This is a genomic window from Streptomyces sp. WAC 04229 (assembly GCF_003947455.1).
Lineage (GTDB): Bacteria > Actinomycetota > Actinomycetes > Streptomycetales > Streptomycetaceae > Streptomyces.
The window spans coordinates 19926-46410 of the sequence record NZ_QHJH01000006.1; the positions used below are offsets into that span (position 1 = coordinate 19926).

20 protein-coding genes and 1 pseudogene are annotated in these 26485 nt (G+C 70.6%); 15 read left to right on the forward strand and 6 right to left on the reverse strand.

Annotation, left to right across the window (positions count from 1 at the left end; all coding sequences use genetic code 11):
- Nucleotides 1-2 precede the first annotated feature (2 nt).
- Both DMH12_RS02775 and DMH12_RS02780 read left to right on the forward strand, forming a co-directional pair.
- The gene (locus DMH12_RS02775; RefSeq protein ID WP_125489921.1) at nt 3-5966 is read left to right on the forward strand and encodes a hypothetical protein; all 5964 of its coding nucleotides are present in this window, start codon (nt 3-5) and stop codon (nt 5964-5966) included.
- Between the two features lie 278 nt (nt 5967-6244).
- Nucleotides 6245-6724: a hypothetical protein gene (locus DMH12_RS02780; protein WP_125489922.1), complete on the forward strand. Its 480-nt coding sequence runs from the start codon at nt 6245-6247 to the stop codon at nt 6722-6724.
- Here DMH12_RS02780 and DMH12_RS39590 read toward each other — a convergent pair.
- The 4 genes and pseudogenes from DMH12_RS39590 to DMH12_RS02800 all read right to left on the reverse strand — a co-directional run.
- Nucleotides 6710-6991: pseudogene (locus DMH12_RS39590) on the reverse strand (IS5/IS1182 family transposase); the annotation flags it as partial. The gene DMH12_RS02780 and the pseudogene DMH12_RS39590 overlap by 15 nt on opposite strands.
- A 230-nt stretch (nt 6992-7221) precedes the next feature.
- On the reverse strand, nt 7222-8337 hold the full coding sequence (locus DMH12_RS02790) for a hypothetical protein (RefSeq protein ID WP_125489924.1): 1116 nt from the start codon (nt 8335-8337) through the stop codon (nt 7222-7224).
- A gap of 489 nt (nt 8338-8826) precedes the next feature.
- Complete coding sequence (locus DMH12_RS02795) at nt 8827-9375, reverse strand: hypothetical protein (RefSeq protein WP_125489925.1); 549 nt, start codon at nt 9373-9375, stop codon at nt 8827-8829.
- A 170-nt stretch (nt 9376-9545) separates the two neighbouring features.
- Entirely contained in the window at nt 9546-11093 is a 1548-nt protein-coding gene (locus DMH12_RS02800; protein WP_125489926.1) for an MFS transporter, read from the reverse strand.
- 329 nt (nt 11094-11422) lie between these two features.
- Here DMH12_RS02800 and DMH12_RS02805 point away from each other — a divergent pair, with 329 nt between their 5' ends.
- From DMH12_RS02805 to DMH12_RS38910, 5 genes are all read left to right on the forward strand, one after another.
- Nucleotides 11423-12148, forward strand: a complete 726-nt coding sequence (locus DMH12_RS02805; protein WP_125489927.1) for a FadR/GntR family transcriptional regulator — start codon at nt 11423-11425, stop codon at nt 12146-12148.
- Complete coding sequence (locus tag DMH12_RS02810) at nt 12145-12978, forward strand: sterol desaturase family protein (RefSeq protein ID WP_125489928.1); 834 nt, start codon at nt 12145-12147, stop codon at nt 12976-12978. Before DMH12_RS02805 ends, DMH12_RS02810 begins: the two co-directional genes overlap by 4 nt.
- An 87-nt stretch (nt 12979-13065) precedes the next feature.
- The gene (locus DMH12_RS02815; protein ID WP_185832118.1) at nt 13066-14055 is read left to right on the forward strand and encodes a GlxA family transcriptional regulator; all 990 of its coding nucleotides are present in this window, start codon (nt 13066-13068) and stop codon (nt 14053-14055) included.
- 125 nt (nt 14056-14180) lie between these two features.
- Nucleotides 14181-14819 (forward strand): HD domain-containing protein, encoded by a 639-nt coding sequence (locus DMH12_RS02820; protein ID WP_125489930.1) that lies wholly within the window; start codon nt 14181-14183, stop codon nt 14817-14819.
- 328 nt (nt 14820-15147) lie between these two features.
- Nucleotides 15148-15420 carry a DUF6355 family natural product biosynthesis protein gene (locus tag DMH12_RS38910; RefSeq protein ID WP_221763103.1) on the forward strand — a complete coding sequence of 91 codons (273 nt, stop codon included), beginning with the start codon at nt 15148-15150 and terminating at the stop codon, nt 15418-15420.
- A 101-nt stretch (nt 15421-15521) separates the two neighbouring features.
- Here the strand turns inward: DMH12_RS38910 and DMH12_RS02830 are convergent, their stop codons facing one another.
- Nucleotides 15522-16493 (reverse strand): helix-turn-helix domain-containing protein, encoded by a 972-nt coding sequence (locus DMH12_RS02830; RefSeq protein WP_125489932.1) that lies wholly within the window; start codon nt 16491-16493, stop codon nt 15522-15524.
- 330 nt (nt 16494-16823) lie between these two features.
- Here DMH12_RS02830 and DMH12_RS02835 point away from each other — a divergent pair, with 330 nt between their 5' ends.
- Both DMH12_RS02835 and DMH12_RS02840 read left to right on the forward strand, forming a co-directional pair.
- Nucleotides 16824-17717 carry a hypothetical protein gene (locus DMH12_RS02835; protein ID WP_125489933.1) on the forward strand — a complete coding sequence of 298 codons (894 nt, stop codon included), beginning with the start codon at nt 16824-16826 and terminating at the stop codon, nt 17715-17717.
- A 39-nt stretch (nt 17718-17756) separates the two neighbouring features.
- Nucleotides 17757-18227: a hypothetical protein gene (locus tag DMH12_RS02840; protein WP_125489934.1), complete on the forward strand. Its 471-nt coding sequence runs from the start codon at nt 17757-17759 to the stop codon at nt 18225-18227.
- A gap of 81 nt (nt 18228-18308) precedes the next feature.
- On the opposite strand, the gene DMH12_RS02845 is transcribed toward DMH12_RS02840, so the two are convergent.
- Nucleotides 18309-18521, reverse strand: coding sequence for a hypothetical protein (locus DMH12_RS02845; RefSeq protein ID WP_125489935.1), 213 nt, complete (start codon nt 18519-18521; stop codon nt 18309-18311).
- A gap of 574 nt (nt 18522-19095) precedes the next feature.
- On the opposite strand from DMH12_RS02845, the gene DMH12_RS02850 reads away from it, so the two are divergent.
- The 6 genes from DMH12_RS02850 to DMH12_RS02875 all read left to right on the forward strand — a co-directional run bounded on the left by DMH12_RS02850 (nt 19096) and on the right by DMH12_RS02875 (nt 26448).
- On the forward strand, nt 19096-20166 hold the full coding sequence (locus DMH12_RS02850) for a glycoside hydrolase family 43 protein (protein ID WP_125489936.1): 1071 nt from the start codon (nt 19096-19098) through the stop codon (nt 20164-20166).
- Between the two features lie 201 nt (nt 20167-20367).
- Complete coding sequence (locus DMH12_RS02855) at nt 20368-21387, forward strand: LacI family DNA-binding transcriptional regulator (protein ID WP_125489937.1); 1020 nt, start codon at nt 20368-20370, stop codon at nt 21385-21387.
- 349 nt (nt 21388-21736) lie between these two features.
- Complete coding sequence (locus tag DMH12_RS02860) at nt 21737-22834, forward strand: ABC transporter substrate-binding protein (protein ID WP_125489938.1); 1098 nt, start codon at nt 21737-21739, stop codon at nt 22832-22834.
- A 68-nt stretch (nt 22835-22902) separates the two neighbouring features.
- Complete coding sequence (locus DMH12_RS02865) at nt 22903-24462, forward strand: sugar ABC transporter ATP-binding protein (RefSeq protein ID WP_125489939.1); 1560 nt, start codon at nt 22903-22905, stop codon at nt 24460-24462.
- Nucleotides 24455-25417, forward strand: coding sequence for an ABC transporter permease (locus DMH12_RS02870; protein WP_122618000.1), 963 nt, complete (start codon nt 24455-24457; stop codon nt 25415-25417). Before DMH12_RS02865 ends, DMH12_RS02870 begins: the two co-directional genes overlap by 8 nt.
- Complete coding sequence (locus tag DMH12_RS02875; RefSeq protein ID WP_125489940.1) at nt 25414-26448, forward strand: ABC transporter permease; 1035 nt, start codon at nt 25414-25416, stop codon at nt 26446-26448. Before DMH12_RS02870 ends, DMH12_RS02875 begins: the two co-directional genes overlap by 4 nt.
- The last annotated feature ends 37 nt before the right edge of the window (nt 26449-26485 follow it).

The window sequence follows — 26485 nt, forward strand, 5'->3', positions numbered from 1 at the left end:
ATATGAACGACGCCTTCGCCGCCCGCGCGCAACTGGACCGGGCACGCACCGAAGCGGACACCGCGCAGGCCCTCGCCGACGAGCAGGAGGCAGTGGTGCGGCGCCTGCGGGCACACATCCAGGCCGACCTGCCGGACCCTCCCTTCCCGCCCACCGCCGCCGAAGCGCTGGCCGCTGCCGAGGCGGCCCTGCCGGAGCTTCACAGCAGGGCCGAGGAGATGAACCGCCTGGTCGCCGAGGCACAGCAGGAGCTGACCCGGGCCCTGGCGGAGGGCGAGGCGCTGTTCCCCGACGAGAACACCGCGCCCGTCGCGCTGCTGCCGGTGCGGGTCGAGACCATCTGGTGGGAGCCGAAGACCCTGCGTGTGCGGATCTACCCGGACGACATCCTGCTGTCCGGCTTCGAGCCCGGACTCACCCCCGCCGAATCCGCCGCCGGTACCGCCTACTGGCAGAATCCCGGCCCCGAGGCCTGGCAGAAGGTGCTCACGGAGCTGCGCCCGGCCCGCGCCTCCTGGGCGGTCCGCGCCTGCCGCCCGGGCGCCCCGGCACCCGCGACGCGTTCCGACGACCCCCGGGAACCCCGTCCGCACGCGGTCTCGATGCCGAAGCGCTGGCGCTTCCTCGGACTGTTCGAGGGCCAGGTGGTGGTCGACAAGCTGGGCCGCCCCGTACCCGACCCGCTGCCGATCGGTCTGCTGCGCGCCGAGGAGGAGGGCTGGGAGACGGAATGGTTCGAAGCGGTCAAGGCCGGCATGGGCATCGAGCTGATCGTCCCGCCCGAGAACACCGAGAACCTGGACCAGCTGCTGGTGGTCGGCGTCCGCGACGACACGCCCGTGGACGGCGCGGCCCGGCTGCGCGACCTGCTGCACGGCCACCGGTACGGCGGCGGGCTCGGTCTGCTGACCTCCGGCACCGCCACCAACAACACCCCACGCTCCCGATCCGGTTGGTCCTCCGCCCCCGCCTACCCCGGCCCGGACCCCGACGGAGAGGCGGAGCAGCGGCCGGTCGCCGACACGCTCGCGGCCGCGCTCGGCCTGCCGGACGCCGGGTTCCTGCGTGACTGCCCCGGCGCCGATGACGCCGCCCCCTCGGCCGTCGCCGCGCTGACCCTGCTCACCTGGCCCACGCTCGGCAAGGGCTTCGCCGAGGCCGCGCTGACCAGCATCGACCTGGGTACCCAGCAGCCCAGCGGGGTCTCCCAGGAGGGGCCCTGGCGGGCGGTCCGTGAGCACCTCGCCGAGCACGTCCGCGGTCGCGGACCGCTGCCGATGCTGCGCGTCGGCCGCCAGCCGTACGGCGTCCTGCCCGTGACCGCGCTGGACGACTGGCGCGCCGAACGCGCCGACGACGTCGACGGAGTGATCGCACCCTGGCTGATGCGGCTGCGGCAAGTCTGGCGGGCGGTACTGGACGAGCGCGTGACCCAGGACAACGGCGACGTGGAGGTGACCATCCCGCGCGTCGAACCCGGCAAACCCGTGGACCGGGTCGCGGTGGACGCCCTGCAACGACTGCCCGTGGCCACCGGCCTGGGCATGATCCGGATGAGCGGACCGGAACGCGCCGTATCGCGAACCCCCCTCGACGCGCCCCCGGCGACGCTCGGAGTGCCAGGGCTGCCGCCCGAGGGCCTGGCCCGCTGGACGACGACCAGCGACGGCTGGACCTCGCTCGGCTGGAGCCTGGACGAGGCGACCGGCGTCCCGGAGTTCGTCACCCGGCTGACCCCGGATTCCGGAGCGTTTCCGGCCCGGGCGGCGGCGACCGCGGACTTCCTGGGGGCCGTACGGGCCTTTCTGGAGGGGAACCTGGACGCCACAGCCTATGACGCGGAGTGGCCCGTGGAGCTGTCCACGGGGCGGGAGACCCCTCCCCGGCGCAGTACGTTCTTCGATCTTCCGGGCCTGGAGGAGGAGCCGCCTCCCACGGAGGGCGAGGAACCGGCGGAGGAGGTCGAGGACGAGGAAGGAACCGAGGAAATTCCCGATTCGGAACGGGACATGAGCGGAGTGCTCGACGCGCTGCTCTTCCTGCCCAACTGGTCCACCTTCCTCGGCGACTTCGACCCCGCCGGAGACCCCCTGCGCCAGGCCCTGGCCGTCGTCGGCGATGTGGACCAGCTCGTGGCGGACGTGCTGGAGGGTCTGGACGAGGGCGAGCGCGCGGCACGCGTCGCCGCCGCCACCCCGGCCGCCGCGGCGCTGCCCCGGCTGGAGCAGGCGCTGCGCACCCTGGCCGCCGTACCGGTGACCCGGCTGCCTGAACTGCTGGTGGAGGTCATCGACGTCCACTCGCACCGCCTTGACGCCTGGATCACCTCACTGGCGTCGAAGCGTCTCGCCGAACTCCGGGCGTCCGGGACCGAGGGCGTCCGGTTCGGCTGCTACGGCTGGGTGGAGGACCTGCGCCCGCCGGTGCCGAGGGAACAGCTGGAGATCGACCTGGACGACGTGGCCACCACCGTGGAACTGTCCGGGAAGGACGGCTACATCCACGCGCCCTCGCTGCACCACGCGGCCACGGCGGCCGTACTGCGGTCCGGTTTCCTCGGCAACCCCGACGAGCAGAGCTACGCGGTCAACCTCACCTCCCGGCGCGCCCGCGTCGCCCGCTGGCTGCTCGGCGGTGTACGGCAGGGTCAGAACCTGGGCTCGCTGCTCGGCTACCGGTTCGAACGGGCCCTGCACGACGCCGGGCTGGACCATCTCGTCGAACGGTTCCGCCGCCAGTTCCCGCTGCCCGTCGTCCCCGAGACCCCCGTCGAGGAACCCGACGCGGACCTGTGGGCGCGCAGCGCGGAGGCGGTCTCCGCGCGCAACGTCGTCGACGGCATGGCCCTCGCCCGGGCCGGGGCGGGCGCACCCGACCTGGCCAGCGTCATCGACCAGGCACCGGTGGTCGGCTCGGACAACGACCGGGCCGCGGTGACACCGCTGCTGGACGACCTCGCCGACGCCCTCGACGCCGTGGGTGATCTCGTCCTGGCCGAGAGTGTCCACCAACTGGTGGGAGGCAACCCCATCCGCGCGGGCCTGACCGCCGACACCCTGGGCCGCGGCGAGGACGTGCCGGACACCTTCCGCGTCCTGCGCACCCCGCACCAGGCCCGCGCCCTGACCCATCGCACCGCGGCGCTGCTCCCGGCGGAACCGACCGCCCCGACCGGCTGGCCCACCGATCCACTCGCCGAACTGCAGCCCGCGCTGGAGGCCTGGGTCGCCCATCTCCTCGGCCCGGCCACCGGCTGGACCCTCACCGGCACGCTCGGCGACGGCCAGGCGGAACCCCGCACGTTCGAACTCGGCGCCGAACAGCTGGGATTGAGCGCCCTGAGCGCCGTACTGGACGCTGCCGCCGCCGAACCGGCCGCGCTGCGCCGGGCGGTGCAGGGCGCTCGGGGCATCCCGCCCGAAACACCTGTCGTGTTCACCGGACCGGGATGGAACGGCCTGCACGTCCGGGCGGCCCGGATCCGTACGCTGCTGACCAGCGCACAACCGCTGCTCCAGGCACACCTGTCCGACGGCGCTGCAGGCCGCTCGGCCGACACTGGGGGAGTGCGCTCCCGTCTGGCCGCCTTCGCCGAGACACCGGTGCTCGCCGGACACCCCGCGCAGGCCGAGATCCGCAAACTGGCGGCCCAGAACGTCCCACCGGAGTCGGCCGAGACCTGGCTCGCACAGGCCCGCACCGCGCTGGCCCCGGTGCTCGGCGTGGACCTCCCGCTGCTTCCCACGCTCACCGCCCCGATCGGGCGCGCCAACCTGCCCGGTGCCGACATCGAGGACTGGCTGCGGCGCAACGCCGCCGTACGGCCCATGGCCCGCACCCTGCACGAGACGCTGCTGCTGGCCGGAAACCGGGCCGGGCGGGTGGAACGGCTGCGCGCGGCCCAGCATCCGACGGCCGAGGGCGACACCTGGATCGGCGGCTCCTTCCCCGCCGGGCAGCGCCCGCCCGCCACAAGCCACCTGGTGTGGCACGCGCCGGCCGACCTCGCCTCGGGCGCGAACGTCACCGGGGTCGTCCTGGACGAGTGGATCGAACTCCTCCCCGGCTCCGACCAGCCGCCCCCGGGGCCCGGCCCCGCGCCGGAAACCGAACTGACGGGCATCGCCTTCCACTACGACCGCCCGGACGCCAAGGCCCCGCACAGCGTGCTCCTCGCGGTCCCACCGGACCTGGACCGCGGCTGGACCTCCGACGGACTGGCGCAGGTGCTCCTGGAGACCCTGGAGCTGGCCAAGCTGCGCGCCGTCGACCATCAGGATCTGAGACGGCTGAGTTCGCTCCTGCCCGGCATCCGCATCGCCCAGGAGAGTGCGACAGGGCGGGCCCTGGCCCGGATCGAGACGAAGCGGAACGACACCGACCCGCATGGCCCGTTCCAATTGGAGCCGCGGCACCGGGCCACCGACGTCGACGCGGGCCTCGCCGCCCGGGTGCACGATCCCCTGTGGCTACTGACCCGGCAATGGCAGTTCGGGGAGTTCACCGCTCAGGACGCCGGATCCCCGGCCGTGGTACGGATGAGCGGCAGCAGCGCGCCCATCGAGGCCTGGCGGCCCGGCGGGGCCACCGACTGGGTGCCCTACGACCTCGGCCAGGGCCCGCTCGACACCCAGATCGAGGACGAGCGGGTCCAGGTCGACGAACGGATGCGCGCCGAGGGCGGGGCCGCGCTGCTGCGCATGTGCGACGACGCCGGACTGCTTGCCGCGGCGCTGACGGTCCTGGCCCCGCACCGACTGCGGCCGGGGGAGCCGGACGCCGGCCTGAGCGGGCTCCTCGACGGAGGAGTGCCCGACGCGGCATCGGTGGCGGCCGCGCTGGACGCGGGCACCTTCGACGCCGGACCCGAACCGCGCCTCGGCGAGGTGGCCGCCCGCTGGCGGAACTGGTGGGCCGCCCAACTGGCCGAGCACGGCCCGGACTGCTTCGACCCGCACCGTGGCGAGTACGCCGCCGAACTGTCCGTCGGCGGCACGGTCCTGCGGGCCGAGGAGTACCAGGGCGACGGCCTGGACTGGTACTCCCTCGACGTCCACCCCGACCCGGACGCCGTGGCGGCACCGGCGGGGCAGAGCCGGACGTTCGCTGAGGAAAGCCTGCCGTCGACGATTCGCTACGGCGGGTTGCCGGCCGACCGCTTCTGGGAGATGGAGGACGCGCGCGTCGACCTCAGCGCGGCGGACGTGTCCACGCTGGACACCGGGCGGCTGCTGCTGATCTCCTTCGCCACGGTCTTCGGCAACGACTGGTTCCTGGTGCCGCTGGAGGTGCCTGCGGCCTCGCTGACCGCCCTGGACCGGCTCCTCGTCCGGGACGTCTTCGGCCGTCACCACCTGGTGGAGCGGGCGGGGCGCGACGACCCGTCCTGGACGATGTTCACCCTGAACAGCCCCGACCCGGACCACCCCGCCGCGTCCGGGCTGCTCATGCTGCCCTCCGAACGCGGCCAGCCGGGACAGCCGCTCGAGCGGGTCCTCCTCACCCGCGACGAACTGGCCAATCTCGCCTGGGCGGTGCAGCACCACTACACCGACAGCCGCGGCGAGCCGGTCGACCGCCGCGACCGCTGGGCCCGAACGGCGGCACCCGAAGCCGCTGCGGCCGGGGATCTACCCGCGTACGCGGTCCAGTCCGTCGTCCCGGACTACTGGTTCCCCCTGGTTCCCGAACCGGTGCGGGCCGGTCAGATCCGGTTCCGCCTGGCCACCCTCACCGGTCCCGGTCTCGACTCACGCCCCGAGGGCCGTCTCATCACCCCCGGACTGTGGCTGCACGAGGAGGAGGTACCACGCGAGGGAGTCCTGGTCTCCCGCCGCCCGGTCCTGGCCCGCTGGTCCGACGGCTCCTGGCACAGCTGGGTACGCAGGGAGAAGACCCCCGGCACGGGGGAGAGCGCGAGCGGCCTGGCGTACGACACGGTACGGCCCACGGAACCGTGGCAGTGAATCGGACGGACTGCCGTGCTCACTCGAAGGGCGGTTTCGGCCGACGCCGATAAACACCACCGGACGAATTAGGGACTCCAATGGCGCCAACGGGATTTGTCGGCACGGATGTCAGGGAGATAATTGAAGAAAGATTCGAACCTGTCGGCGGCCGCAACCACCGCGATACCGAAAATCGCAGGCTCCACGATTCGGTCTTTCGCCTTCAGTGCAGCACCTCACCCCATAGACTGCTCCGCGCTGTTGCGGCAGCAGCGCCCGACCGAAGGAGCCTCGTCATGGCCAAGGCAACGACCGATCTTCCGGTTGACGGATTCGTAGCCCAGGAGGTCGCCTTCTCCCAGCTGTTCGACAGACTGTCCTCGGGGTTCAAGAACGCCATCCGAGAGAACGTGACCGAGCCTGCGGTGAACGCCGAGAAGATCCCTTCGAACAATCAGTTCTGCCTGATTACAGTCCTGGGTCACTCCGACCGGGTTGACACCGCGGGACTCAGTTCGGAGCAGCGTCGCGCGCAGGAGCTCGAGGCAAGTGACAAGCGGGCCATCAGTGCATTCCAATGGGTCTTTGATCAAATCACCGCTGCGCTCATCGCCGCTGGGGAAACCCCTCCGCCGGGTGTGAAGGACGCGACGAACTTCGGAATCGTGCCCATACCCTGTGGGGCGGCCAATCTCTTGAACGTGGTGCCGACCAGCGAGGCGCAGCGGCAGGAGAACCGGCGAGTTCAGTTCGTTGTTTCCACCTTCACTCCCTGACGGACGCCGGCGGCGCGGGCCGCGACGGGAGCGGATGGGCCGGCTCCCGCGCACGAGCGGCTCCAGGACCAGGCTGTCATGCATGTTCGCATTGAGGTGGATCTTCGATCCCAGCTTGCCGCGGTCGGCCGGATTCGGTCCCGTCAAAAGCTCCCTTCTGCCGCCCGGACACTGATCGAGTAGCTTGCCTCGGACGCCGAGCTCGTCGAGGACGCGGTAGAGCCGGGCCCAGATCCGGCTCCACTGAGCGAACCGGCGGTAGACAGTGGGCACCGGCTTGAGGATGCCGGCCTGGTCGACGTCACCCGCGTCGTCCTCGACACCGCCCACGTGAGGGCGACCCCGTGACTACCTGGCCTTTCTCGGACTGGCTTGCGTGTGGCCGCCGATGCCGGTGTGGGGGCGGTGGTAGCTGTCGCAATCCGCACCGAACCCAGAAGGCCCTCACCTGTTCGAGGACCCAGCACGCGTGTCACCAACGTCCCTGGACAACACATCTAGGCGTCACGATCCACCGTCGCCGAGACCACAGGCGACGTCGGGGCTGTAGGGGTCGCGGGCCCTGGGGGCCCCGCGGCTAGGAGGGACTGTGCCTGGGTGTCTACGAAATGTGTGAAGACCTGCTGTGCGTATCCGAAGATGACAGCCCAAGCAATGATTTGAGCTGATGAGTCCAGGTTCGTAAGCCCAGGCACAAACCCGCCACGCATGAGCAAGATTCCCAGCACAGCTGTCAGCGCCCCAGTTGGCAGTTTGAGCAGCGCGAGAGTCAGGGGCACGGCGAATGGGGTTGAGGTGCCCCGCATACGACGGAGCGCCGCCGCGGCGGCGATGCATGCGGCCACAAGCCCCACCAGCTCAATGATCAAGAAGTCCGCCCCGCGAGCGGTGTGCGCCACCAATGCCCTGGTCGCCGCAGGGCCTGTACCTTCCTTGATGAAGGTCATGTCGATCGGGCAGACGGCTACCCTGTCGGCTGCATTGGGCTCCTCGGGGGTGAAGCACAGCGGGACCGCACCGGGGTTGATGAACCCAAGGATCGCGACAAGGATGGCCAGCCCTGTCAAGCCAAGCATGAGCCACCAGACGATATAGACGAAGCTGCGTACCCGCATGGCCTCGTCGATTCTTGCCTGGCGGGCCACGCCCATCGCTTCGAGCAAAATCTCACGCTGTACCTCCGACGGAGGCACCTTTTCCGACGTTTCTCGGGCGATCTTCTCCGCTTCCATCCGCCGCGGGTCATCGGGCAGCAGGTGCTCGCGCAGGAAGGCCAGCACGCCCGGCAGCAGCGGCAGCACCTCGAACTTTTCCGAAGACCGCAGCAGTATGTTGTGGGCAGCGTCGATATGGATACGCCCGACGATGACATGGGCGGCACGCTTGTACTGGGGGGAGTGCTCGGGGGAAATGGCCTTCTCCGCCTTCTCCAGCTCTTCTTCAGCCTTCTTGAGAAGTTCCGCCTTCCTCCTGCGCTCAGCCGGCGCTCCCTCTCGATGCGCCTCCTCGCGATCGTTCAGGAGTGCGCGCAGCTCGCTGATGCGTGCCTGAATGCCCTCACGATGTTCCCAGGGCCCCGACTCAGAGGCGCGACAGCGTCGCCATTTGTCCATGATTTCGATCTTGCAGGCCGTAACTCTCGGGCGTATGTAGACACGCCCCCTCGACAGATCGCAGTACTCATCCTGCGGTGCCCGTTCGCTCGTGCGGGTGCAGATCCGGCCAGCTCGCCTCGGGGTTTCAGTCGGGGCTGCTGGGCGGCTGAGCGAGGTTGTTTGCGACTGCGTCGGCCGGTAGGCGGTGGAATGCGGCCGTGAGCTCATGTCACCAGGGCCAGGTCGCCGATCTCCGAAGGCGGAGGCGGCGGCCGCCGCCCCGGGTGATCCGGGCGGCGACGTGCAGGAGCCGGTGGCGGAGTTTCTTGGGTTCGGCAGCCGAGAGTTCGCCGTCCAGCAAGAAGACGCGGAGGTCCACTGCGAGGCTGACGCTCTGGCCCGCCAACTTCCACGTGCACGAGGCGCCGTGCTTGCCGACTTCCTGCTTTCCCCGGCCCTTGATTCCGAGGGACTTTCGGGAGCCCCGGCTCCGTTTCAAGCGCCGGGTCAGAACACGTCGAGGCTGCCCTCCAGGCTCAGCCACGACAGGGACGCGACGGTGCTCAGCGTCGGGCACAGCTCACGCAGCTTGTCCGGACTCGTCTTCGGAGGGTTCGGGGTCATCCCGTAACAGCCGGCCTTCCGAAGCATGTTCACCGCTCGCGCCACCTGACCCGCGGCCTTCTTGGCATCGGCGTACTCGCCGCCGGGAAAGTGCTTCTGCATGTGCCGGGTCATCGCGTCGGCCACTTCGCCGGCCGCGGTGAGGTCCTTCCCGCACCCGGCGTCGTCCCAGGGGACACCAGTGCACGCGGGCGTTCCGACGAGGCCGTAATCGCTCTGGTAGACCGGCATGATCTCTGGTGGTGTCGCGGGAGCGTCCGAGGCTCCGGCACCCGACGGCGACTGCGAGGTCGGGACGGGTGACGAGGGGGTCGGGGTGGCGGTGACGGAGGGCGACGTCCTGGGCGACGTACGGCCGTTGTCCGCCTGCCCGTTCCCGCTGCCGCTCCCACAGGAGGTCAGCAGCAGGACTGCCGTGAGTGCGGTGGTCAAGGTGGGCGCAGCATGCCGGTGCTTGATCATCGGTTCCCTGTTCGGTTGCGTCGGGGCGACCGGACACGGACCGTACGGCCCGCCGGGGTGGTCGCTCCCAGACTCAACCGGCTGGCGAGTTGTTCAGCCACGGGAAGCGGAGGACTGAACAACCCTCCTCCCCGGATCGGTCATGGTTCGCCCGTGCCGCCGTTGCCCTTCAGGCGTTCCAGATCCGACGCGCGGACCTGGATGACGAACAATGCGATGACGGCGGCCAATCCGGCCATCACGGCGGCTACGACGAACGCCGCGCTCACGCCCGCGGTAAGCACCTGATCGCCCCATATCCCCGGCAGTTCGCCGGTGCGTCGGGCCTCCGCCTGCTCCTGCGGCGTCGCCTCGGAGAGGAACCTCGGCAGCAACGACTCGGCTTTGTTGCGGCTGGCCGTGCCGAACGTGGTCACCAGAATGGAGAGACCGAGCGAACCGCCGACCTGCTGGGTCGCGTTCAGCACCCCGGAAGCCGCCCCCGACTCGCGTTCCGCGACGCCGGAGACCGCCATCAGCGTGAGGGACACGAACTCCATCCCCATGCCGAGGCCGAACACCAGCATCGGCCCCAGCACACTGCCCGCGTAGGTGCTGTTGATGTCGGTCAGCGTCAGCCACGACAGGCCCGCCGCCGCGAGCAGTCCGCCGAGCACCATGAACGGCTTGGGGCCCGTTCTCGGCAGCAGCTGCGACGCCAGGCCGGCGCCGACCGCGATCACGGCGCTCACCGGTAGGAAGGCGAGACCGGCCTCCAGCGGCCCGAACCCCAGCACGTTCTGCACGTACAGCGTGAGGAAGAAGAACATGCCGAAGATGGCCGCGGACAGGCTGAGCATCATCGCGTACGTGCCGGCCCGATTGCGGTCGCGGAACATCCGCAACGGCGTGATCGGCTGCCGGGACCGCCGTTCCACCAGCAGAAACGTGGCCAGCAGTACCACGGCGACCGCGAAGGCGACGAGGGTGACCGCGTCCCGCCAGCCGTCCTCGGACGCCCGGATGAAGCCGTACACGAGTGAGACCATGCCGAGTGTCGAGGTCAGCGCCCCGGTGACGTCGAAACGGCCCGGCCGGCGCTGCGACTCACGGATGTACCGTGGCGTCGCCAGCGCGATGAGCAGGCCTATCGGCACGTTGACGAAGAAGATCCAGCGCCAGTCGAGCCATTCGACCAGGATGCCGCCCGCGAGCAGCCCGACCGCGCCGCCGCCCGCCGACACCGCGGCGAACACACCGAAGGCCCGATTGCGTTCGGGGCCCTCGGCGAAGGTCGTCGCGATCAGCGCCAGCGCCGTCGGGGAGGCGATGGCGCCGCCCATGCCCTGGACCGACCGGGCCAGCAGCAACTCCCACGGGTTCTGTGCCAGCCCGCACAGCAACGACGCACCGACGAACAGCAGCACTCCGATGACGAACATCCGCCGTCGGCCCAGGATGTCCCCGGACCGGCCGCCGAGCAGCAGCAGCCCGCCGAAGGTGAGGGTGTACGCGTTGATCACCCACGACAGACCTTCGGTGGAGAAACCGAGCGAGGTCTGGATCTGGGGGAGGGCGATGTTCACGATGGTGATGTCCAGGACCACCATCAGCTGACACGAGGCGATGACCAGCAGGGCTACGCCTTTACCGCGCTTTCGTCGCGGCTGAGTGATCGAATCGGCCGGGACAGGCTGAGGGTTCGACATGTGCGTTCCCTATGGCGAGGGCCTGGGGCGGGCTGCAGGAGCCCCACGACGACCGTAAGCCCACACCTCGGACTGCACCAATCGGGTGAGTACGGACATCAGTGCCCGGCCACCGGCTGGTCGCCGCCGGCCCCCGCTGTACAGCGTGTACGCAATCCGTACGGATGCGGTACGGCGCCGACCCGGTGTCCGTTCGACGGAGACCTCGGCTCGCGGAGCCGCGACAGGAGCCGGGAACGTGTCCGGCGCACAACGGGCTTCGAAAACCGTCCGGTTCACTCTGGTCCAACCAGTTGACCAGGTGCCGTGCACGGTTCAGGCTCTGGGCCATGACAGAGCAGCCGATCCGGCGTGAGGCGGTCTCCGACCAGTTGTTCACGCTGCTGAGAGACCGAATCCTGAACGGGACGCTCGCCGCCGGAGCGCCCATGACCGCCGAACGGGAGCTGGCAGCCGAGTTCGGGGTGAACCGGCACGCCGTACGGGAGGCGGTCAAGCGTCTGCAGCAGGCGCGGCTCGTCGAGGTGAGTCACGGCGGACGCACCAGGGTCCTGGACTGGCGACGCACCGCCGGACTCGACCTCGCCGTGCAGCTCGCCCGCGCGACCGGTTCCCCCGCGCACGACCTGCGGCGGGACGTCCTGGAGATGCGGGCCTCGCTCGGTGCGGACGCCGCCCGGCTGTGCGCGGCCCGCTGCTCGCGCGAGACCGCCGCCGACATCGTCAGCGGCGCGGCCGGATACATCGGCTGCGGACCCGACCTCGCCGAACTGGGCGCCGCGGACGTCGCGTGGTGGCGGCTGATCGTGGAGGGCTCCGGAAACCTCGCCTACCTCCTCGCCTTCAACACCCTCGTCGACGGCTCCCTCGTCGCCGGTGAGGTGCCGATGGAGCTGCGCGCGGCCGAACTGCTGGACATCGAGGGCCACGTGCGGCTCGCCGCGCTCATCGGGACGCGCGACGAGCAGGGCGCGGAGGCCGCGGCACGCGCTCTGCTCGCCCGCAGTGTGCCCACCGCACCCGTCGCCCCCGAACTCGAAGGAGGACCGGCGTGATACCCGCCGTCGTCTACGCGATACCCGCCTTCGTGTTGCTGGTCGCCGTGGAGGCGCTGTCGTACCGCTTCCTGCCGGACGACGAGGAACGGGGCTACGAGACCCGCGACACCGTCACCAGCATGTCGATGGGCGCGGGCAGCCAGGTCGTCGGGCTCCCGTGGAAGGCGGTCGCGATCGTCGCGTACGCCGGGCTCTACACCCTGGCACCCTGGCAGCTTTCCCCCGGCTCGGTCTGGACCTGGGTGCTGCTGTTCTTCGCGGACGACCTCGCCTACTACGTCTTCCACCGCGCGCACCACCGGATCCGGGTGCTGTGGGCGAGTCATGTCGTCCACCACTCCAGCGTGCGCTTCAACCTCTCCACCGCGCTGCGGCAGAGCTGGACACCCATGACCACCCTGCCGTTCTGGCTGCCGCTCGCCCTGCTCGGCGTACCTCCGTGGATGATTCTGCTCCAGCAGTCGATCAGTCTCGTCTACCAGTTCTTCCTGCACACCGAACGCGTGGACAAGCTCTGGCGCCCGATCGAGTTCCTCCTCAACACCCCTTCCCACCACCGCGTCCACCACGGCTCCAACAACGTCTATCTGGACCGCAACTACGGAGGCATCCTGATCGTCTGGGACCGGCTCTGCGGCACGTTCGAACCCGAGGGCGAGCGGGTGGTCTACGGCCTGACGAAGAACATCGACACCTACAACCCGCTGCGCGTCGCCTTCCACGAGTACGCGGCCACCTGGCGCGACGTACGCTCCGCCCCCCGCTGGCGGGACCGCGCGGGCCACGTCTTCGGCCCGCCCGGCTGGACGCCGAAGGCGGACCACTGAGCCGCGGCCGCCGCCGGTAGCCCCCCGTCGGCGAGGACAATGGGAACAACGCGTTCCCGCGAGAGAGCCGCGACGAGGGTGAGGGCGATGGATCCGGGTGAGCACAGCATCGGCGTACTCGTGTTCGACGGGATGAAGATGCTGGACCTGTCCGGTCCCGCCGAGGTCTTCAGCGAGGCCAACCGGTACGGCGCCCGCTACCGGCTGGGCCTCGTGTCGGTCGGCGGGGGAGCGGTCGCCACCTCCATCGGCGTCCGCGTCCCGGTCGACGCCGACGCCACCGAGGCCGCCGCCTTCGACACCCTGCTGGTCGTAGGCGGCGACCAGGTGCCGCACGGCACGGTGGCCCCGGACCTCGCCGCCGCCGCACGAGAGCTGGCCTCCCGGTCCGGCCGGGTCGCGTCGATCTGTACCGGTGCGTTCATCCTCGGTTCCGCGGGGCTGCTCGACGGCAGGCGGGCGACGACGCACTGGCAGCACACCGCGCTGCTGGCCCGTCGCTGCCCCGCCGCACGCGTGGAGCCCGACGCGCTCTACGTCCGGGACGGCGCGCTCTACACCTCGGCCGGCGTCACCGCGGGCATCGACCTGGCGCTGGCCCTGGTGGAGCACGATCACGGACCGGACCTGGCCCGCGGCGTCGCCCGCTCGCTCGTCGTGTACATGCAGCGAGCGGGCGGGCAGTCCCAGTTCTCCGCCTCCCTCCAGGGGCCGCCCCCGCGCACGCCGGTCCTGAGGCAGGTCCAGGACGCCGTACAGGCCGATCCCACGGCCGATCACGGCCTGGAGGCGCTCGCCGCGCGGGTGCGGGTCAGTCCCCGGCACCTGACCCGCATGTTCCGTACGGAGCTGGACACGACGCCGATGAGGTACGTGGAGCTGATCCGCTTCGACATGGCGAAGGCGCTGCTGGACGCCGGGCACAACGCGACGGAGGCGGCCGCCCGGTCGGGGTTCCCCAGCTACGAGAGCCTGCGCCGTGCCTTCGCCCGGCATCTGGGCGTCTCACCGACCAGGTACCAGCGCCGATTCACCACGACCGGGGCGGGTACCCGGGCCGTACGCGCCTCTGGCTGACACGCCGGGGTGTTTCGCACGGCCGTGTCCGTCCGCGAGGGGTTCTCGGCCATCCGTAAGCGGACGCGCGGACACCGGTGGACGCAGGGTGGAGGTACCGACCACCTCTGCCAAGGAGAGCCGTCATGAGTGAGAAGATCGCCGGCGTCGAAATCCCCGACAGCGCCCTCGTCCGTGAAGCCACCGAGCTGATCCGCACGACCACCCCACCGCTGATCTTCCACCACTCCCGGCGGGTCTACCTGTTCGGCAGCCTCCAGGCTACCGCGCTCGGACTCCGCCCCGACCCCGAGCTGCTGTACGTGGCGGCGCTGTTCCACGACACCGGGCTCGTCCCGCCCTATCGCGGCGACGACCAGCGGTTCGAGATGGACGGCGCCGACCGGGCCCGCGACTTCCTGCTGGCCCGCGGAGCGTCCGCGTCGGACGCCGAGACGGTCTGGACGGCCGTCGCCCTGCACACCACGCCCGAGGTGCCCTACAAGCTGGCACCGGAGATCGCGGCCACCACGGCGGGGGTGGAGACGGACGTGCTCGGCCTCAACCTCGGCAACCTCACCCGGGCCCAGACCGACGAGGTCACGGCTGCCCACCCCCGCCCGGACTTCAAGCGGCAGATCCTCCACGCGTTCACGGAGGGCTTCCGGCACCGTCCGGCCACCACGTTCGGGACGGTGAACGCGGACGTGCTCGAACACTTCGTCCCCGGCTTCCGCCGCACCGACTTCGTCGAGGTCATCGAGGGCTCCGACTGGCCCGAGTGAGCGGATCCGCGAAGGGGTCGTGGGCACGCCCGGACCGACCGGCGTCGCGGGCGCTGGCAGGGCGAGGTGGCGGAGACGCGCCCTGGGCCCGGGGGAGGGGGGGGCGACCGGCGAGCCAACACAGGCCGGACGAGCGGCGCAGCAGGAAGCGGCGAAGTCCAACCGGTCGGCGCAGCAGGGAATCGATTCGGCGGGTGAACGGTGTCCCAAGGAGCCGAAACGAATGCTCCGAGCTGTGAGTCTCGGACACCGACAGCCGATCGGCGGACACCCTGCGGAGGGGCGCCGATCCCCCTACCGTTGGGAGCTCTCCTTGCGTCTTCGTCGTATGGCGACCAGTGCCCTCGGCTCCGTCGCTCTCGTCCTCGCGTCCGCCGGCGCGGTCACCCTGACCGCTGGTCCCGCCGCCGCGAACCCCTGCGGCTTCTACGAGACCCATTCCGACGCCTACTACAACCACTGCACCTCGGACGGCTCGCGCATCGTCATCGAGATCGACGACTGGGGGCCGAACAGCGAACAGTGCGTGGGTCCGGGTGTGACCTGGATCGGCTCCAGCTCCGGTGTCGACGGCGCCTGGTACACCGGCCGCACGTGCTGAACGGGGAGCGCCCGGTCACCTGACGGGACCGTAGCACCAAGCGCCGTGCGGGGAGGCCATCGCGAGATCGCGGCCTCCCCGCACGCACGCAAGTGAACCGCTCAACCGTCCGCCCTACCGGCCCGGTTCCGGTCGCGCCACTCCCGGGGCGACATGCCGTACGTCCGCTTGAAGACCTTGCTGAAATGCGTGGCGTTGACGAAGCCCCAGCTGCGGCCGACCGCCGCGATGGTCCGCCGACGTCCGGCCGGGCCGGCCAGTTCCCGCCGGCATTCGGCGAGGCGGCGGGTACGGATCCAGTCGCCGAGGCTGATGCCCGAGCGGGCCAGGACGGCGTAGAGGTGGCGCACGGAGATGCCGTGCGCGGCGGCGATCCGGGCCGCCGACAGATCGGCGTCCGCCAGGTGCTCCCGCATGAACCGGGTGATCCGAAGCCCCAGTGTCGCCTCCAACGGGCCCGTGGCCCGGCCGGAGTCGCCGTACTGGGTGGTGAGGACCGCGCGCAGGAGTTCGACACTGGGCTCGACGACGGCGTCGGCGTGCCCGCCCTGGTGCAGGGCGTCGGTGACGGCCAGCTGGGAGAAGTAGCTGAAGGCGAGCGGTGCGACGGGGTTGCCGGCTCCCATCGCCACCGCGCCGGTCTCCCGGAGCAGCCGGTCCGGCAACGCGAGCGATGAGCGGGGGAAGCGCAGGAAGTGGTGGTCGACACCGTTGTCGAAGAGCAGCGTGTAGGGAGAGATCGACTCGTAGACGGCCAACTGGCCCGGCTCCAGCACGCACTCGCGGCCGTTCTGCACGACCAGGCTGGTGCCGGCCACCTGGAGGCCGAGGAAGACGGCCGGTTCCTCGTCCTGCCGGGCCAGCCGCTCCGTCCGCCGGACGGTGACCGGCGACGCCCGCGCCGAACAGAACCTCACCGGTCCGACGGCGCCGAGCCCGATGCGGACGGAGATCTCCTCGACCGGCGGCCGGTGGTCGATGTCGACGGCCACCAGGGACTCCCACACGGCATGCCGGACCACCTCCTTCCGGTCCCGTGGCGTAACGAACGCCGTGTCCAGAACCGGACTCATGAGGCAGACCTCCCGTTGCGCCGGTCATGGCGCCGCCCCCGCGGCTGCTCGGCCCGTTCCCCCACAAGTCCCCCTCGGCACGGACGGATCCCGGCCTCATTCTGACCCGAAGCTCTCGCGCTGAACAGCGCCTCCGCCAGGTCACCGCGGGGCTTCGCCCGCCCCTCACGGGCGGCTTCGCCGCGGCGCACACGTTCGCGCACGCCTGGCAAAGTACTGCGCACGCACGACAAAGCCGCCTCCCCACGACCGCCCTAGGGTCTTCCACGGCACGCCCGGAGTGCCGGCGCACAGGCCGCCGATCCTCCGGCCGGGAAAGGTGACACGTCCGTGAGGAAGAAGACCCTCGTCGCCGCCGCCCTCGCCGCGGCGGTGTGCTGCGCGGCCGGCTGCAACACCCCGGCGGAACGGCAGACCGTCCCGAACACGGAGGTCAGGGATCTCACCGTCCGGGGGGAGATCCGCGTCGGGCGCGCCGAGGAGCGGCTCGTGAAGGAGTGCATGGCCGCGAAGGGCTACCCGTACTGGGAGTTGCCGGTCCCCGGCGTCGACGAGCGCAAGGCGGGCCGCTACGTCACCGACGACGTGGACTGGGCGCGGAGGTACGGCTACGGCCGCGTCTTCGAGGAACGCGGCGAAGAGATCCGCAGGACCGACCCGACCACCGTCCACATCAACAAGCTGAGCCCCCGGGAGCGAGCCGCCTACAACAAGGCCCTGGACGGCGACCACCGGAACCGGATGAGCACCGAACTGCCGGGCGGAACGGGCACGGTGCACGCGCCCCGCGGCGGGTGTGCCAACCAGGCACGCTCCACGCTCTACGGTGACGCCGAGAAGTGGTTCGCGGTCCGCAAGACCATCGAGGGCATCCTGCCGCTCTACGGCCGGGACCTCATGGAGGACAGCCGGCTCACGCAGCCGGTCGCACGGTGGGCGCGCTGCATGAAGGAGGCCGGCCGCCCCTTCGACGACCCCGGCCGGCTCCGCCAGGAACGTGTCAGGGCCACGGCGGACATGCCGTCCGCCGAGGCCCACAGGTTCGACAGGACACTGGCGGTGCTCGACGCGACCTGTGCCGGGAAGACCTCCCTCGCCCGGACCATGCGCGCCCTGGAGACCTCGTACCGGGAGAACGTACTCAAGAGGTACGTGAAGCAGCGGGCCGCCTACCGCACGATGCGCCTGCACGCCCTGCGTCAGGCCGACGACGTCCGGTCCTGACGCCGGCATCGCCATCACACCCACCCAAGGAGATCCGTCATGCGCAAAATCCCTGCCGCGGCCGCCGTGGCCGTGTTCGCCGGCATCAGCCTCCTCGGCCCCGTGCCCGGCGCGTCCGCCGCCGCGGCGGCCACCTGCGCCGACAACTACGAATCGGCGCGCGCCGGTTACATGTACGCCTACAACGGCGCCAACTGCGAGGGACAGCTCGGCCTCGCGGTCGGCAACGACCAGGACTGGGGCGACTCCGCGAGCAGCTTCCAGGGATCCGACGACAACAGGGCCTCCTCGGTCCTGAACATGGGCCGCTACTCGGAGGTCAAGTTCTTCGCGTTCCGCACCAGCTTCTCCGGCTTCAACCCCCACATCTGCCTGACCCGAGCGGAGGGCTACGCCTCGAACCTCAGCGACGACTACTTCATGGAGGACCCGATCTTCGGCAGCGCCAACAACAGCATCAGCGCCCACATCTGGGTCGACCGCACCTCGTGCAGCGCCTACGCGGTGTGACGGCCCTCCGACCCGAGTCCGGCCCATCGGAAGATGCGCTGAGACATGGCGCATGGTAGGCGGGGGAGCCCGACGGCGCAGTCATGTGTCCCAGTCGTCGGGCCCCTCTCCCCGCCATTCGATGCCCTTGGACCGGACGACGTCCATGTCGTCGAAATCCTGCAACCCGGCCTCCTGTATGAAGGCGGCGATGTCGGTGGTGGTGTAGGCGATGCCGACGAAGTGACCGTTGATGCGGACGCGTCTGCCGCTGTCCGCTCCGGCGGGGTAGATGACGATCGGCTGCTCGCTCATGGTCTCAGGGTGGGCCGGACGGCGAGGGCCCGCACGCGGAGCGCTCAGCGCGGAGGTCCGTGCGGACCGGCGTGGGAGCCGTGCTGCCCACGGGGCCTCCAGGGGGCACATACGACCAGTGCTCGGGCGCCCTCGGCCGGATGGCCAGGCCGCGTCGCCGCGTGTTCCTGCCTCAAGGATCTGCCGGAGAGGATCTCCCGGAAGGGGCCTCCCGGAGGCGAAGGACGGTTCCCGGCCGCCTGCCAGGGCTGACGCCACCGCTCCGAATCCGGCCACCCCGCGCGCCATGCAGGTCCCCGGGGGCTGAGCCGACACGGCTTCGCGTCGGACTTGTTGACATGCCCAGCGCCCGTCGCGATCCTGTGACAGCCGACTTCCATCGATGTAAATGTCCGGTGCGCGCCGCTCGGCGCACCCCCTCGACGTACTTGCCGACCCGCACGGACAACCCGCTCGACGGTCACGGGCCGACCCCACAGACTCCGCCGACCCGTTGCTGACCGGATGCCAGGCCCGACCCGCCACGCCACGGCCGGGCCGGCGTCGAACAGGAGACCGATCAGGGAACGGGACCATGAAACCTCTTCGCCTGCTCCACGCCGCCGTCGCCTTCGGCCTCTCCGGCATCCTCGCGGCCGCGCTGTCCCTGGCGTCCGCCGAGCCCGCCACCGCCGACCAGACCGGGCTGCGCGCCGCCGACCCCAGCGTCCTGCGCGTCGGCAGCACCTACGTCTCCGTGCAGTCGGCGGGCGGCGGCATCGTCGTGCGCCAGGCCCCGTCGACGGCCGCCCTGGCCTCGGCGCCCGCCCGCCAGGTCTGGTCGGACACCCGGAACCGCGGGGAGGTGTGGGCCCCCGAGATCGTGCGGGACGGCGGCCGCTACTACATCTACTTCTCGGCCGGCCGCGGCGCCGCCCACCGGATGTACGTCATCAGCTCCGCCTCCCCGGACAGCGGATACACCGCCGAGACGAAGCTGGCGCTGCCGGACGACAAGTGGGCCATCGACGGCACCCTGTTCACGTTCAACGGGCAACGATGGTTCGTGTGGTCCGGCTGGGCGGGCGACACCAACGTCGAGCAGAACTTGTACATCGCGCGGATGAGCAGCCCCACCACGCCCACCGGCGCGCGCCATGTCATCTCGCAGCCCCGCGAGAGCTGGGAGCGCGTGGTCGGCAACCCGTACATCAACGAGGGGCCCGAGCCCATCAAGGACCCCAGCGGCCAGCTGCACATCGCGTACTCCGCCAACGGCAGCTGGAGCGACCAGTACTGCCTCGCCGACCTCCGGCTGCGGGCCGGCGGCGATCCGACGTACGTGTGGGACTGGTACAAGTCCAACGGCTGCCTCTTCGGCTCGAACCGCGCCACGATGATGTCCGGCTGGGACCCGACCCTGCACGTCAACGGACCAGGCCACCACACCTTCGTCCTGCTCGACGGCGACATCGACACGAGCCCGCCCGCCGGCCCGCGCTTCCCCCTGATGTTCCACGCGGTGCCCAAGGGCACGCCGTACTCCTGGGAGAACCGGTACTGGTACACCGGCACCTTCGCCTGGTGGGGGAACACCACCTACAGCCGCGCCAACGTCCCCGGCCCGAACAACGACACGGGCTGGAGCCTCAAGTTCTTCGAGTAGCACGCCCGTGCGGCCCGCCTCCCGGCGTGGTGTGCGACCATCCCGGATAGTCCGGTGCCGGTCGGTCGCCATGCTTGTCAGCGCCGGGAGACGAGCTGTATAACGTTGTAAACTCGTGCCCAGGGGCTTGGAGTCCGGCTCACCGTGGGGACACCCGCCCCGCACCGAACACCGAGTGGGGACGCTTCGGAGGGATTCGACGTGCGGGTCAGCCTCAAGGACGTCGCCGCGCACGCGGGGGTCTCCGTCAAGACCGTCTCCAACGTGGTGAACGACTACCCCTACGTCACCGCCGGAATGCGGGAGCGTGTCCAGCGCTCCATCGACGAGCTGGGTTACCGGCCGAACCTGACGGCGCGCCACCTGCGCAAGGGACGCACCGGCATCATCGCGCTCGCCCTGCCCGAGCTGGGCAACCCCTACTTCGCCGAACTGGCCGCCGCCGTCATCGACGCGGCCGCCGCGCACGACTACACCGTGCTCCTCGACCACACCGGCGGGCTGCGGGAGCAGGAGATCCTGGTCAGCCAGGGTTTCCGGGCCCGGGTGATCGACGGGCTCATCCTCAGCCCGATCGAACTGGAGACGGAGGACCTGCGCGACCGCACGGAGAACGTGCCGCTGGTGCTCCTCGGCGAGCGGGACTACGACCTGCCCTACGACCACATCGCGATCGACAACGTCGCGGCGGCCCGCGCGGCGGTACGCCACCTGATCGGCCTCGGCCGCCGGGAGGTGGCGTTCATCGGTGACCGGCTCGGTCGCAGCGAACCCGCCCAGCTGCGCGTGCGCGGCTGGCGCGAGGAGCTGGCCGCCGCCGGGCTACCGGCCGACGACGGACTCGTCGCCGCCACCGACGGCTGGGGGCACGCGGACGGTGCGGCCGCCATGGCCCGGATCCTGGAGGCCGGCCGGCGGCCCGACGCGGTCTTCGCCTACAACGACCTCGTGGCCATCGGGGCGATGCGCGTCCTGCACGCGCGAGGGCTGCGGGTGCCCGAGGACATCGCGGTCGTCGGCTTCGACGACGTGGTCGAGGGCCGGTTCGGTGCGGTGACGCTCACCTCGGTGTCGCCGGACAAGGAGGCCATCGGCCGGCTCGCGGTCGAGTCGGTACTGGCCCGGCTCGGCGGCCAGTCGGCCGAACCGCGCCGCTTCCGGGCCGACCACCGGCTCGTGGAGCGGGAGAGCACGCTGGGCCGCGGCGCCGAAGGCATCTGAACACACGCACCGACCTGTACTCGGGGGGTGGGCCGGACGGCATGGCCGTCCCCCGAATTGACATCGTTGTCACGCGACTTGACGACTCAGTCTCGGCGGAACGGCGGCAACAAGTCAAGAGGCCGCCGCGTGTTCGCCGGGGTTCGGTGAACGGGACCGCTGGAAAAGCGAGTTCGACCCGCACGTCCTGATCGCAGGTCGCGCACGGGGGGTTTACAGCATCCTTGCAACGATGTAAAACCTCTGTGCGGCGGGCCGGACGAGGTCCTCCGCAGGGGGAGAAGCAGTAGTCGTCGCACATAGTCCGGCTCCCCAATTCCCTTTCAGCGCCACCCGGATCGGGGTCACCATGCAGCGCACCACTCACCGTCCACACCTCCTCGGCCGCCCGGTGGTCGTGGCCCTGGCCGCCGCCGTGGCCCTCACCGCGACCGCCTGCGCCAAGTCGGAGGACGACGCGTCGGACAGCAAGCAGTCCGGGTCGTCCGCGGCCGGCGCCGAGCAGAAGGCCGTCACGCCGAAGCCGGGCAGCAAGACCTGCACCATCGACGCGTACGGCGCCGAGAAGCTGGACCTGAAGGGCGCGACCGTCGGCTTCTCCCAGTCGGAGAAGGAGGCGAACCCGTTCCGGATCGCCGAGACCCAGTCCATCAAGGACGAGGCGGAGAAGCGGGGCGTCAAGCTGCTCACCGCCAACGCCCAGTCGCAGTTCTCCAAGCAGATCACCGACGTGCAGGACCTGCTCGCCAAGGGCGCCGACCTGCTGGTCATCGCGCCGCTCAACTCCGACGGCTGGGACCCGGTGCTGCAGGCCGCCGCCGCGAAGAAGGTCCCGATCATCACGATCGACCGCAAGATCAACGCCGAGGCCTGCAAGGACTACGTCTCCTTCATCGCCTCGGACTTCGTCGAGCAGGGACGCCGGGCCGCCGACCAGATGATCGAGGCCACGGGCGGCAAGGGCGAGGTCGCCATCCTCCTCGGCGCGGCCGGCAACAACGTCACCACCGAGCGCACCAAGGGCTTCAAGGACCGCGTGGCCGAGAAGGCCCCCGGCCTGAAGGTGGTCTTCGAGCAGACCGGTGACTTCGCCCGCGAGAAGGGCCAGCAGGTCACCGAGCAGCTCATCCAGTCGAACCCCGGCATCAAGGGCATCTACGCGGAGAACGACGAGATGGGCCTGGGCGCGGTGGCCGCCCTCAAGGGAGCCGGCAAGAAGGCGGGCGACGTCGACATCATCACCGTGGACGGCACGCGCAACGCCGTGCAGGGCATCGTCGACGGCTGGATCAGCGGGGTGATCGAGTCCAACCCGCGCTTCGGACCGCTGGCGTTCCAGACCCTCGACACCTTCACCAAGGGCGAAGCGGTGCCGCAGGACATCGTCATCGAGGACGGGGCGTACAACGCGGACAACGCCAAGCAGGACATCGGCAAGGCCTACTGACCCTCCACGGGGCCCGGGACACCCGGGCCCCCGTCGTCCTGCCCGCACCACACATCCTGGAGGCACAGGTGGCACCCCCCGCCGAAGTCCTCGCCGTCCGCGGACTGAGCAAGACCTTCCCCGGCGTCCGCGCCCTGGACGACGTGGACCTGACCGTGCACGCCGGCGAGGTCCACGCCCTGATCGGCGAGAACGGCGCCGGAAAGTCGACCCTCATCAAGCTGCTCACCGGCGTCTACCGACCGGACGCCGGCCGCATCACCTTCCAGGACCGGGAGGTCTCCTTCGAGACCCCGCTGGAGGCGCAGAAGGCCGGCATCTCGACCATCTACCAAGAGGTCAACCTCATCCCGCTGCTGAGCGTGGCCCGCAACCTCTTCCTCGGCCGCGAGCCCCGCACCCGCCTCGGCCTGCTCGACTTCGCCCGCATGAACCGCGAGGCCGGCGAGATCCTGCGCACCTACGGCGTCCGCGTCGACGTCCGCCAGTCGCTGCGCACCCTCGGTGTCGGCGCCCAGCAGATGGTGGCCCTGGCCCGCGCCGTGGCCACCGACGCACGCGTCGTCATCATGGACGAACCGACCTCCTCCCTCGAACCGCGGGAGGTGGAGACCCTGTTCTCGGTCATCCGCCGCCTGCGCGACCAGGGCATCGCCGTCATCTACGTCAGCCACCGCCTGGACGAGCTGTACGCCGTGTGCAGCAAGGTCACCGTGCTGCGCGACGGGCGCCGCGTCCACCACGGCGACCTGGCCGACCTGGACCGCATCGACCTGGTGTCGACCATGCTCGGCCGCGAACTGGGGGAGGTGCGCGCGGAGGGGCAGACCAAGTTCTCCGGCGACCACCAAATCGCCGACGACCAACCGGTCCTGTCCGCGCGGGAGTTGTCCGTCCGGCACAAGCTCCATGGTGTGTCCCTCGACATCCGGCCCGGCGAGGTCGTCGGCCTCGGCGGTCTCCTCGGCTCCGGACGCACCGAGACCGCCAAGGCGATCTCCGGTGCTCTGGCACTGAGTTCGGGAAACGTCACGGTGGCCGGGGCACCGCTGCGCGGCGGATCGACACCCGCCTCCATCCGGGCGGGCATCAGCCTGCTGCCCGAAGACCGCAAGAGCGAGGGCATCGTCCCCGGTCTGTCCGTGCGGGAGAACATCGCGCTCGCCGTCCTGCCCCGGCTCTCCCGCTTCGGCCTGGTCTCCGAGTCCCGCGTCGACTCCATCGTCGACACCTTCATGAAACGGCTGCGCATCAAGGCGTCCTCACCCCACCAGAAAGTCGGCGAACTGTCCGGCGGCAACCAGCAGAAGGTGCTCCTGGCCCGCTGGCTGGCGATGAACCCGAAGGTGCTGCTCCTCGACGAACCCACCCGCGGCATCGACGTCGGCGCCAAGGCCGAGGTGCAGAAACTCGTGGACGAACTGGCCGCGGACGGCCTGGGCGTCCTGCTCATCTCCTCCGACCTGGAGGAACTGATCGAAGGGTCCGACCGCGTGGTCGTACTGAAGGACGGTGCGGTCGTCGGCGAACTGACCGGCGACGAGGTCACCGAGGACCAGCTGATGCGCACCATCGCCGGCGAGGCCCCGCCGCGGGACCCGGCCGAGGAGGCGGTCACCCATGGCTGAAGCCACCCTCCGCACCGCCCCACTGGACAAGGCCCGCCTCATGCAGTGGCTGCAGACGTACGGCGTCTACGCCGGCGTGGCGCTGCTGCTGATCGTCAACATCGTCATCACCCCGCATTTCCTGTCCGCCGAGAACTTCCGCACCCAGGCCGTCCAGGTCGCCCCGGTCATCATCGTCGCGCTCGGCATGGCCCTGGTCATCGGCACCGAGGGCGTCGACCTGTCCGTCGGCGCCGTGATGGCGCTGGCCGCCTCCGCCACCGCCCTCTACCTCGGATACGGGCTGCTGCCCGCCCTGCTGGTGGTGGCGCTGTTCGCGGCCGGCGTCGGGCTCGCCAACGGAGCGCTGGTCGCCTTCATCGGCGTCCAGCCGATCGTGGCCACCCTGGCGCTCATGGTCGGCGGCCGCGGTCTCGCCCTGGTGCTGCTGCCCCAGCTGGAGGACCTGCGCAACCCCGCACTCGCCTCCCTGGGCTCGGGCGACGTGCTCGGATTCCCGTACCTGATCCTGATCGCCGCCGGACTGGCCCTGCTGGTGGCCTTCGTGGTCCGCCGCACCACCTTCGGCCGCCAGCTCCTCGCCATCGGCGACAGCCGGCCCGCCGCCGAGCTGGCCGGCCTCCCGGTGCGCCGGGTACTCATCCTCGTGTACGTGGCCTGCGCCCTGCTCGCGGCCGTGGCGGGCGTGCTGGCGACCGCCCGGCTCCAGGCCAGCGACCCCACCTCGCTCGGCAACCTGATGGAACTCTCGGCCATCACCGCCGTCGTGGTCGGCGGCACACCCCTGACCGGCGGCCGGGTCAACATCGCCGGCACCGTGGCGGGCGCCGTCCTGATCCAGCTGCTCACCGCCACGCTGATCAAGCACGATCTGCCGCCCTCATGGACCCAGATCGCCCAGGCCATAGTGATCGTGTGCGCCGTCTACGCGGCACGAGGACGGGGGAAGCGATGAGCGCGACGAAGACGGACGCGCCCATGGTCACCGCGAGCAACGAACCGACCGACGCCACCGAGCCGGCCGGCTCCGCGCGCTCCGAGCGGCTGAGCGCCCTGGTCCAGCAGCACGGCGCCCTGGCCGTGCTGGTGATCGTCTCCCTGGTGGCGTCGTTCTCCTTCGACTCCTTCGCCACCGGCGACAACATCAGCAACATGGCGACCAGTTCGGCGTTCCTGGCCATCGTCGCCCTCGGCATGACCTTCGTCATCATCACCGGCGGCATCGACCTCTCCGTCGGCTCCCTGTTCGCCCTCGGGGGAGTCCTCGCCGCCTGGGGATCACGCCACGGCACCCTGGTGGCCCTCCTGCTGCCGCTCGCGGTCTGCGGACTGATCGGCGTCGTCAACGGACTGCTCGTGGCGCGCTCCCGCCTCGCCCCCTTCATCGTCACCCTGGCCGCCATGCTGGGCGCCCGCGGCCTCATGCTGGCCATCACCGACGAAGGCGCGAACACCTACCTCATCGCCAAGGGCTCCTTCCTCGCCGAACTCGGCCAGGGCAGCACGCTGGGCCTCGGCAACCCGGTGTGGATCACGCTCGCCCTGTTCGGCGCGGGCGCCGTGGTGCTGCGGCGGACCCGTTTCGGCCAGCACGTGTACGCGGTCGGCGGCAACGAGGACGCGGCGGCCCTGATGGGGGCGCCGGTCGCCCGCACCAAGATCCTCGTCTACACCCTGTCCGGGCTGCTCGCCGGGCTGGCCGGCGCCCTGAACGCCGCCTGGCTCGCCTCCGGCGTGACCATCCTCGGCAACGGCATGGAGCTGGACGCCATCTCCGCCGTCGTCATTGGCGGCACCCTGCTCACCGGCGGCCTCGGCTACGTCAGCGGCTCGCTCGTCGGAGTCCTGCTGCTCAAGGTCATCCAGAACGTCATCAACCAGATCGGCTCCCTCGACTCCTCCTACCAACTCGTCGTCAGCGGCGCCTTCCTGGCCCTCGTCGTCATCGCCCAGACCTGGCTGGGGCGCAGACGCCGGCTGATGTGACAGAGCCCCGGACGCGGCAGCCGTGCCTCACTCGCCC

Bases quoted from the DNA above. Each gene is read 5' to 3' on its own strand.
- DMH12_RS02775 (WP_125489921.1), top strand. From the start codon at position 3: ATGAACGACGCCTTCGCCGCCCGCGCGCAACTGGACCGGGCACGCACC.
- DMH12_RS02780 (WP_125489922.1), top strand. From the start codon at position 6,245: ATGGCCAAGGCAACGACCGATCTTCCGGTTGACGGATTCGTAGCCCAG.
- DMH12_RS02790 (WP_125489924.1), bottom strand. From the start codon at position 8,337: ATGGACAAATGGCGACGCTGTCGCGCCTCTGAGTCGGGGCCCTGGGAA.
- DMH12_RS02800 (WP_125489926.1), bottom strand. From the start codon at position 11,093: ATGTCGAACCCTCAGCCTGTCCCGGCCGATTCGATCACTCAGCCGCGA.
- DMH12_RS02805 (WP_125489927.1), top strand. From the start codon at position 11,423: ATGACAGAGCAGCCGATCCGGCGTGAGGCGGTCTCCGACCAGTTGTTC.
- DMH12_RS02815 (WP_185832118.1), top strand. From the start codon at position 13,066: ATGGATCCGGGTGAGCACAGCATCGGCGTACTCGTGTTCGACGGGATG.
- DMH12_RS02820 (WP_125489930.1), top strand. From the start codon at position 14,181: ATGAGTGAGAAGATCGCCGGCGTCGAAATCCCCGACAGCGCCCTCGTC.
- DMH12_RS38910 (WP_221763103.1), top strand. From the start codon at position 15,148: ATGGCGACCAGTGCCCTCGGCTCCGTCGCTCTCGTCCTCGCGTCCGCC.
- DMH12_RS02830 (WP_125489932.1), bottom strand. From the start codon at position 16,493: ATGAGTCCGGTTCTGGACACGGCGTTCGTTACGCCACGGGACCGGAAG.
- DMH12_RS02840 (WP_125489934.1), top strand. From the start codon at position 17,757: ATGCGCAAAATCCCTGCCGCGGCCGCCGTGGCCGTGTTCGCCGGCATC.
- DMH12_RS02845 (WP_125489935.1), bottom strand. From the start codon at position 18,521: ATGAGCGAGCAGCCGATCGTCATCTACCCCGCCGGAGCGGACAGCGGC.
- DMH12_RS02850 (WP_125489936.1), top strand. From the start codon at position 19,096: ATGAAACCTCTTCGCCTGCTCCACGCCGCCGTCGCCTTCGGCCTCTCC.
- DMH12_RS02860 (WP_125489938.1), top strand. From the start codon at position 21,737: ATGCAGCGCACCACTCACCGTCCACACCTCCTCGGCCGCCCGGTGGTC.
- DMH12_RS02870 (WP_122618000.1), top strand. From the start codon at position 24,455: ATGGCTGAAGCCACCCTCCGCACCGCCCCACTGGACAAGGCCCGCCTC.
- DMH12_RS02875 (WP_125489940.1), top strand. From the start codon at position 25,414: ATGAGCGCGACGAAGACGGACGCGCCCATGGTCACCGCGAGCAACGAA.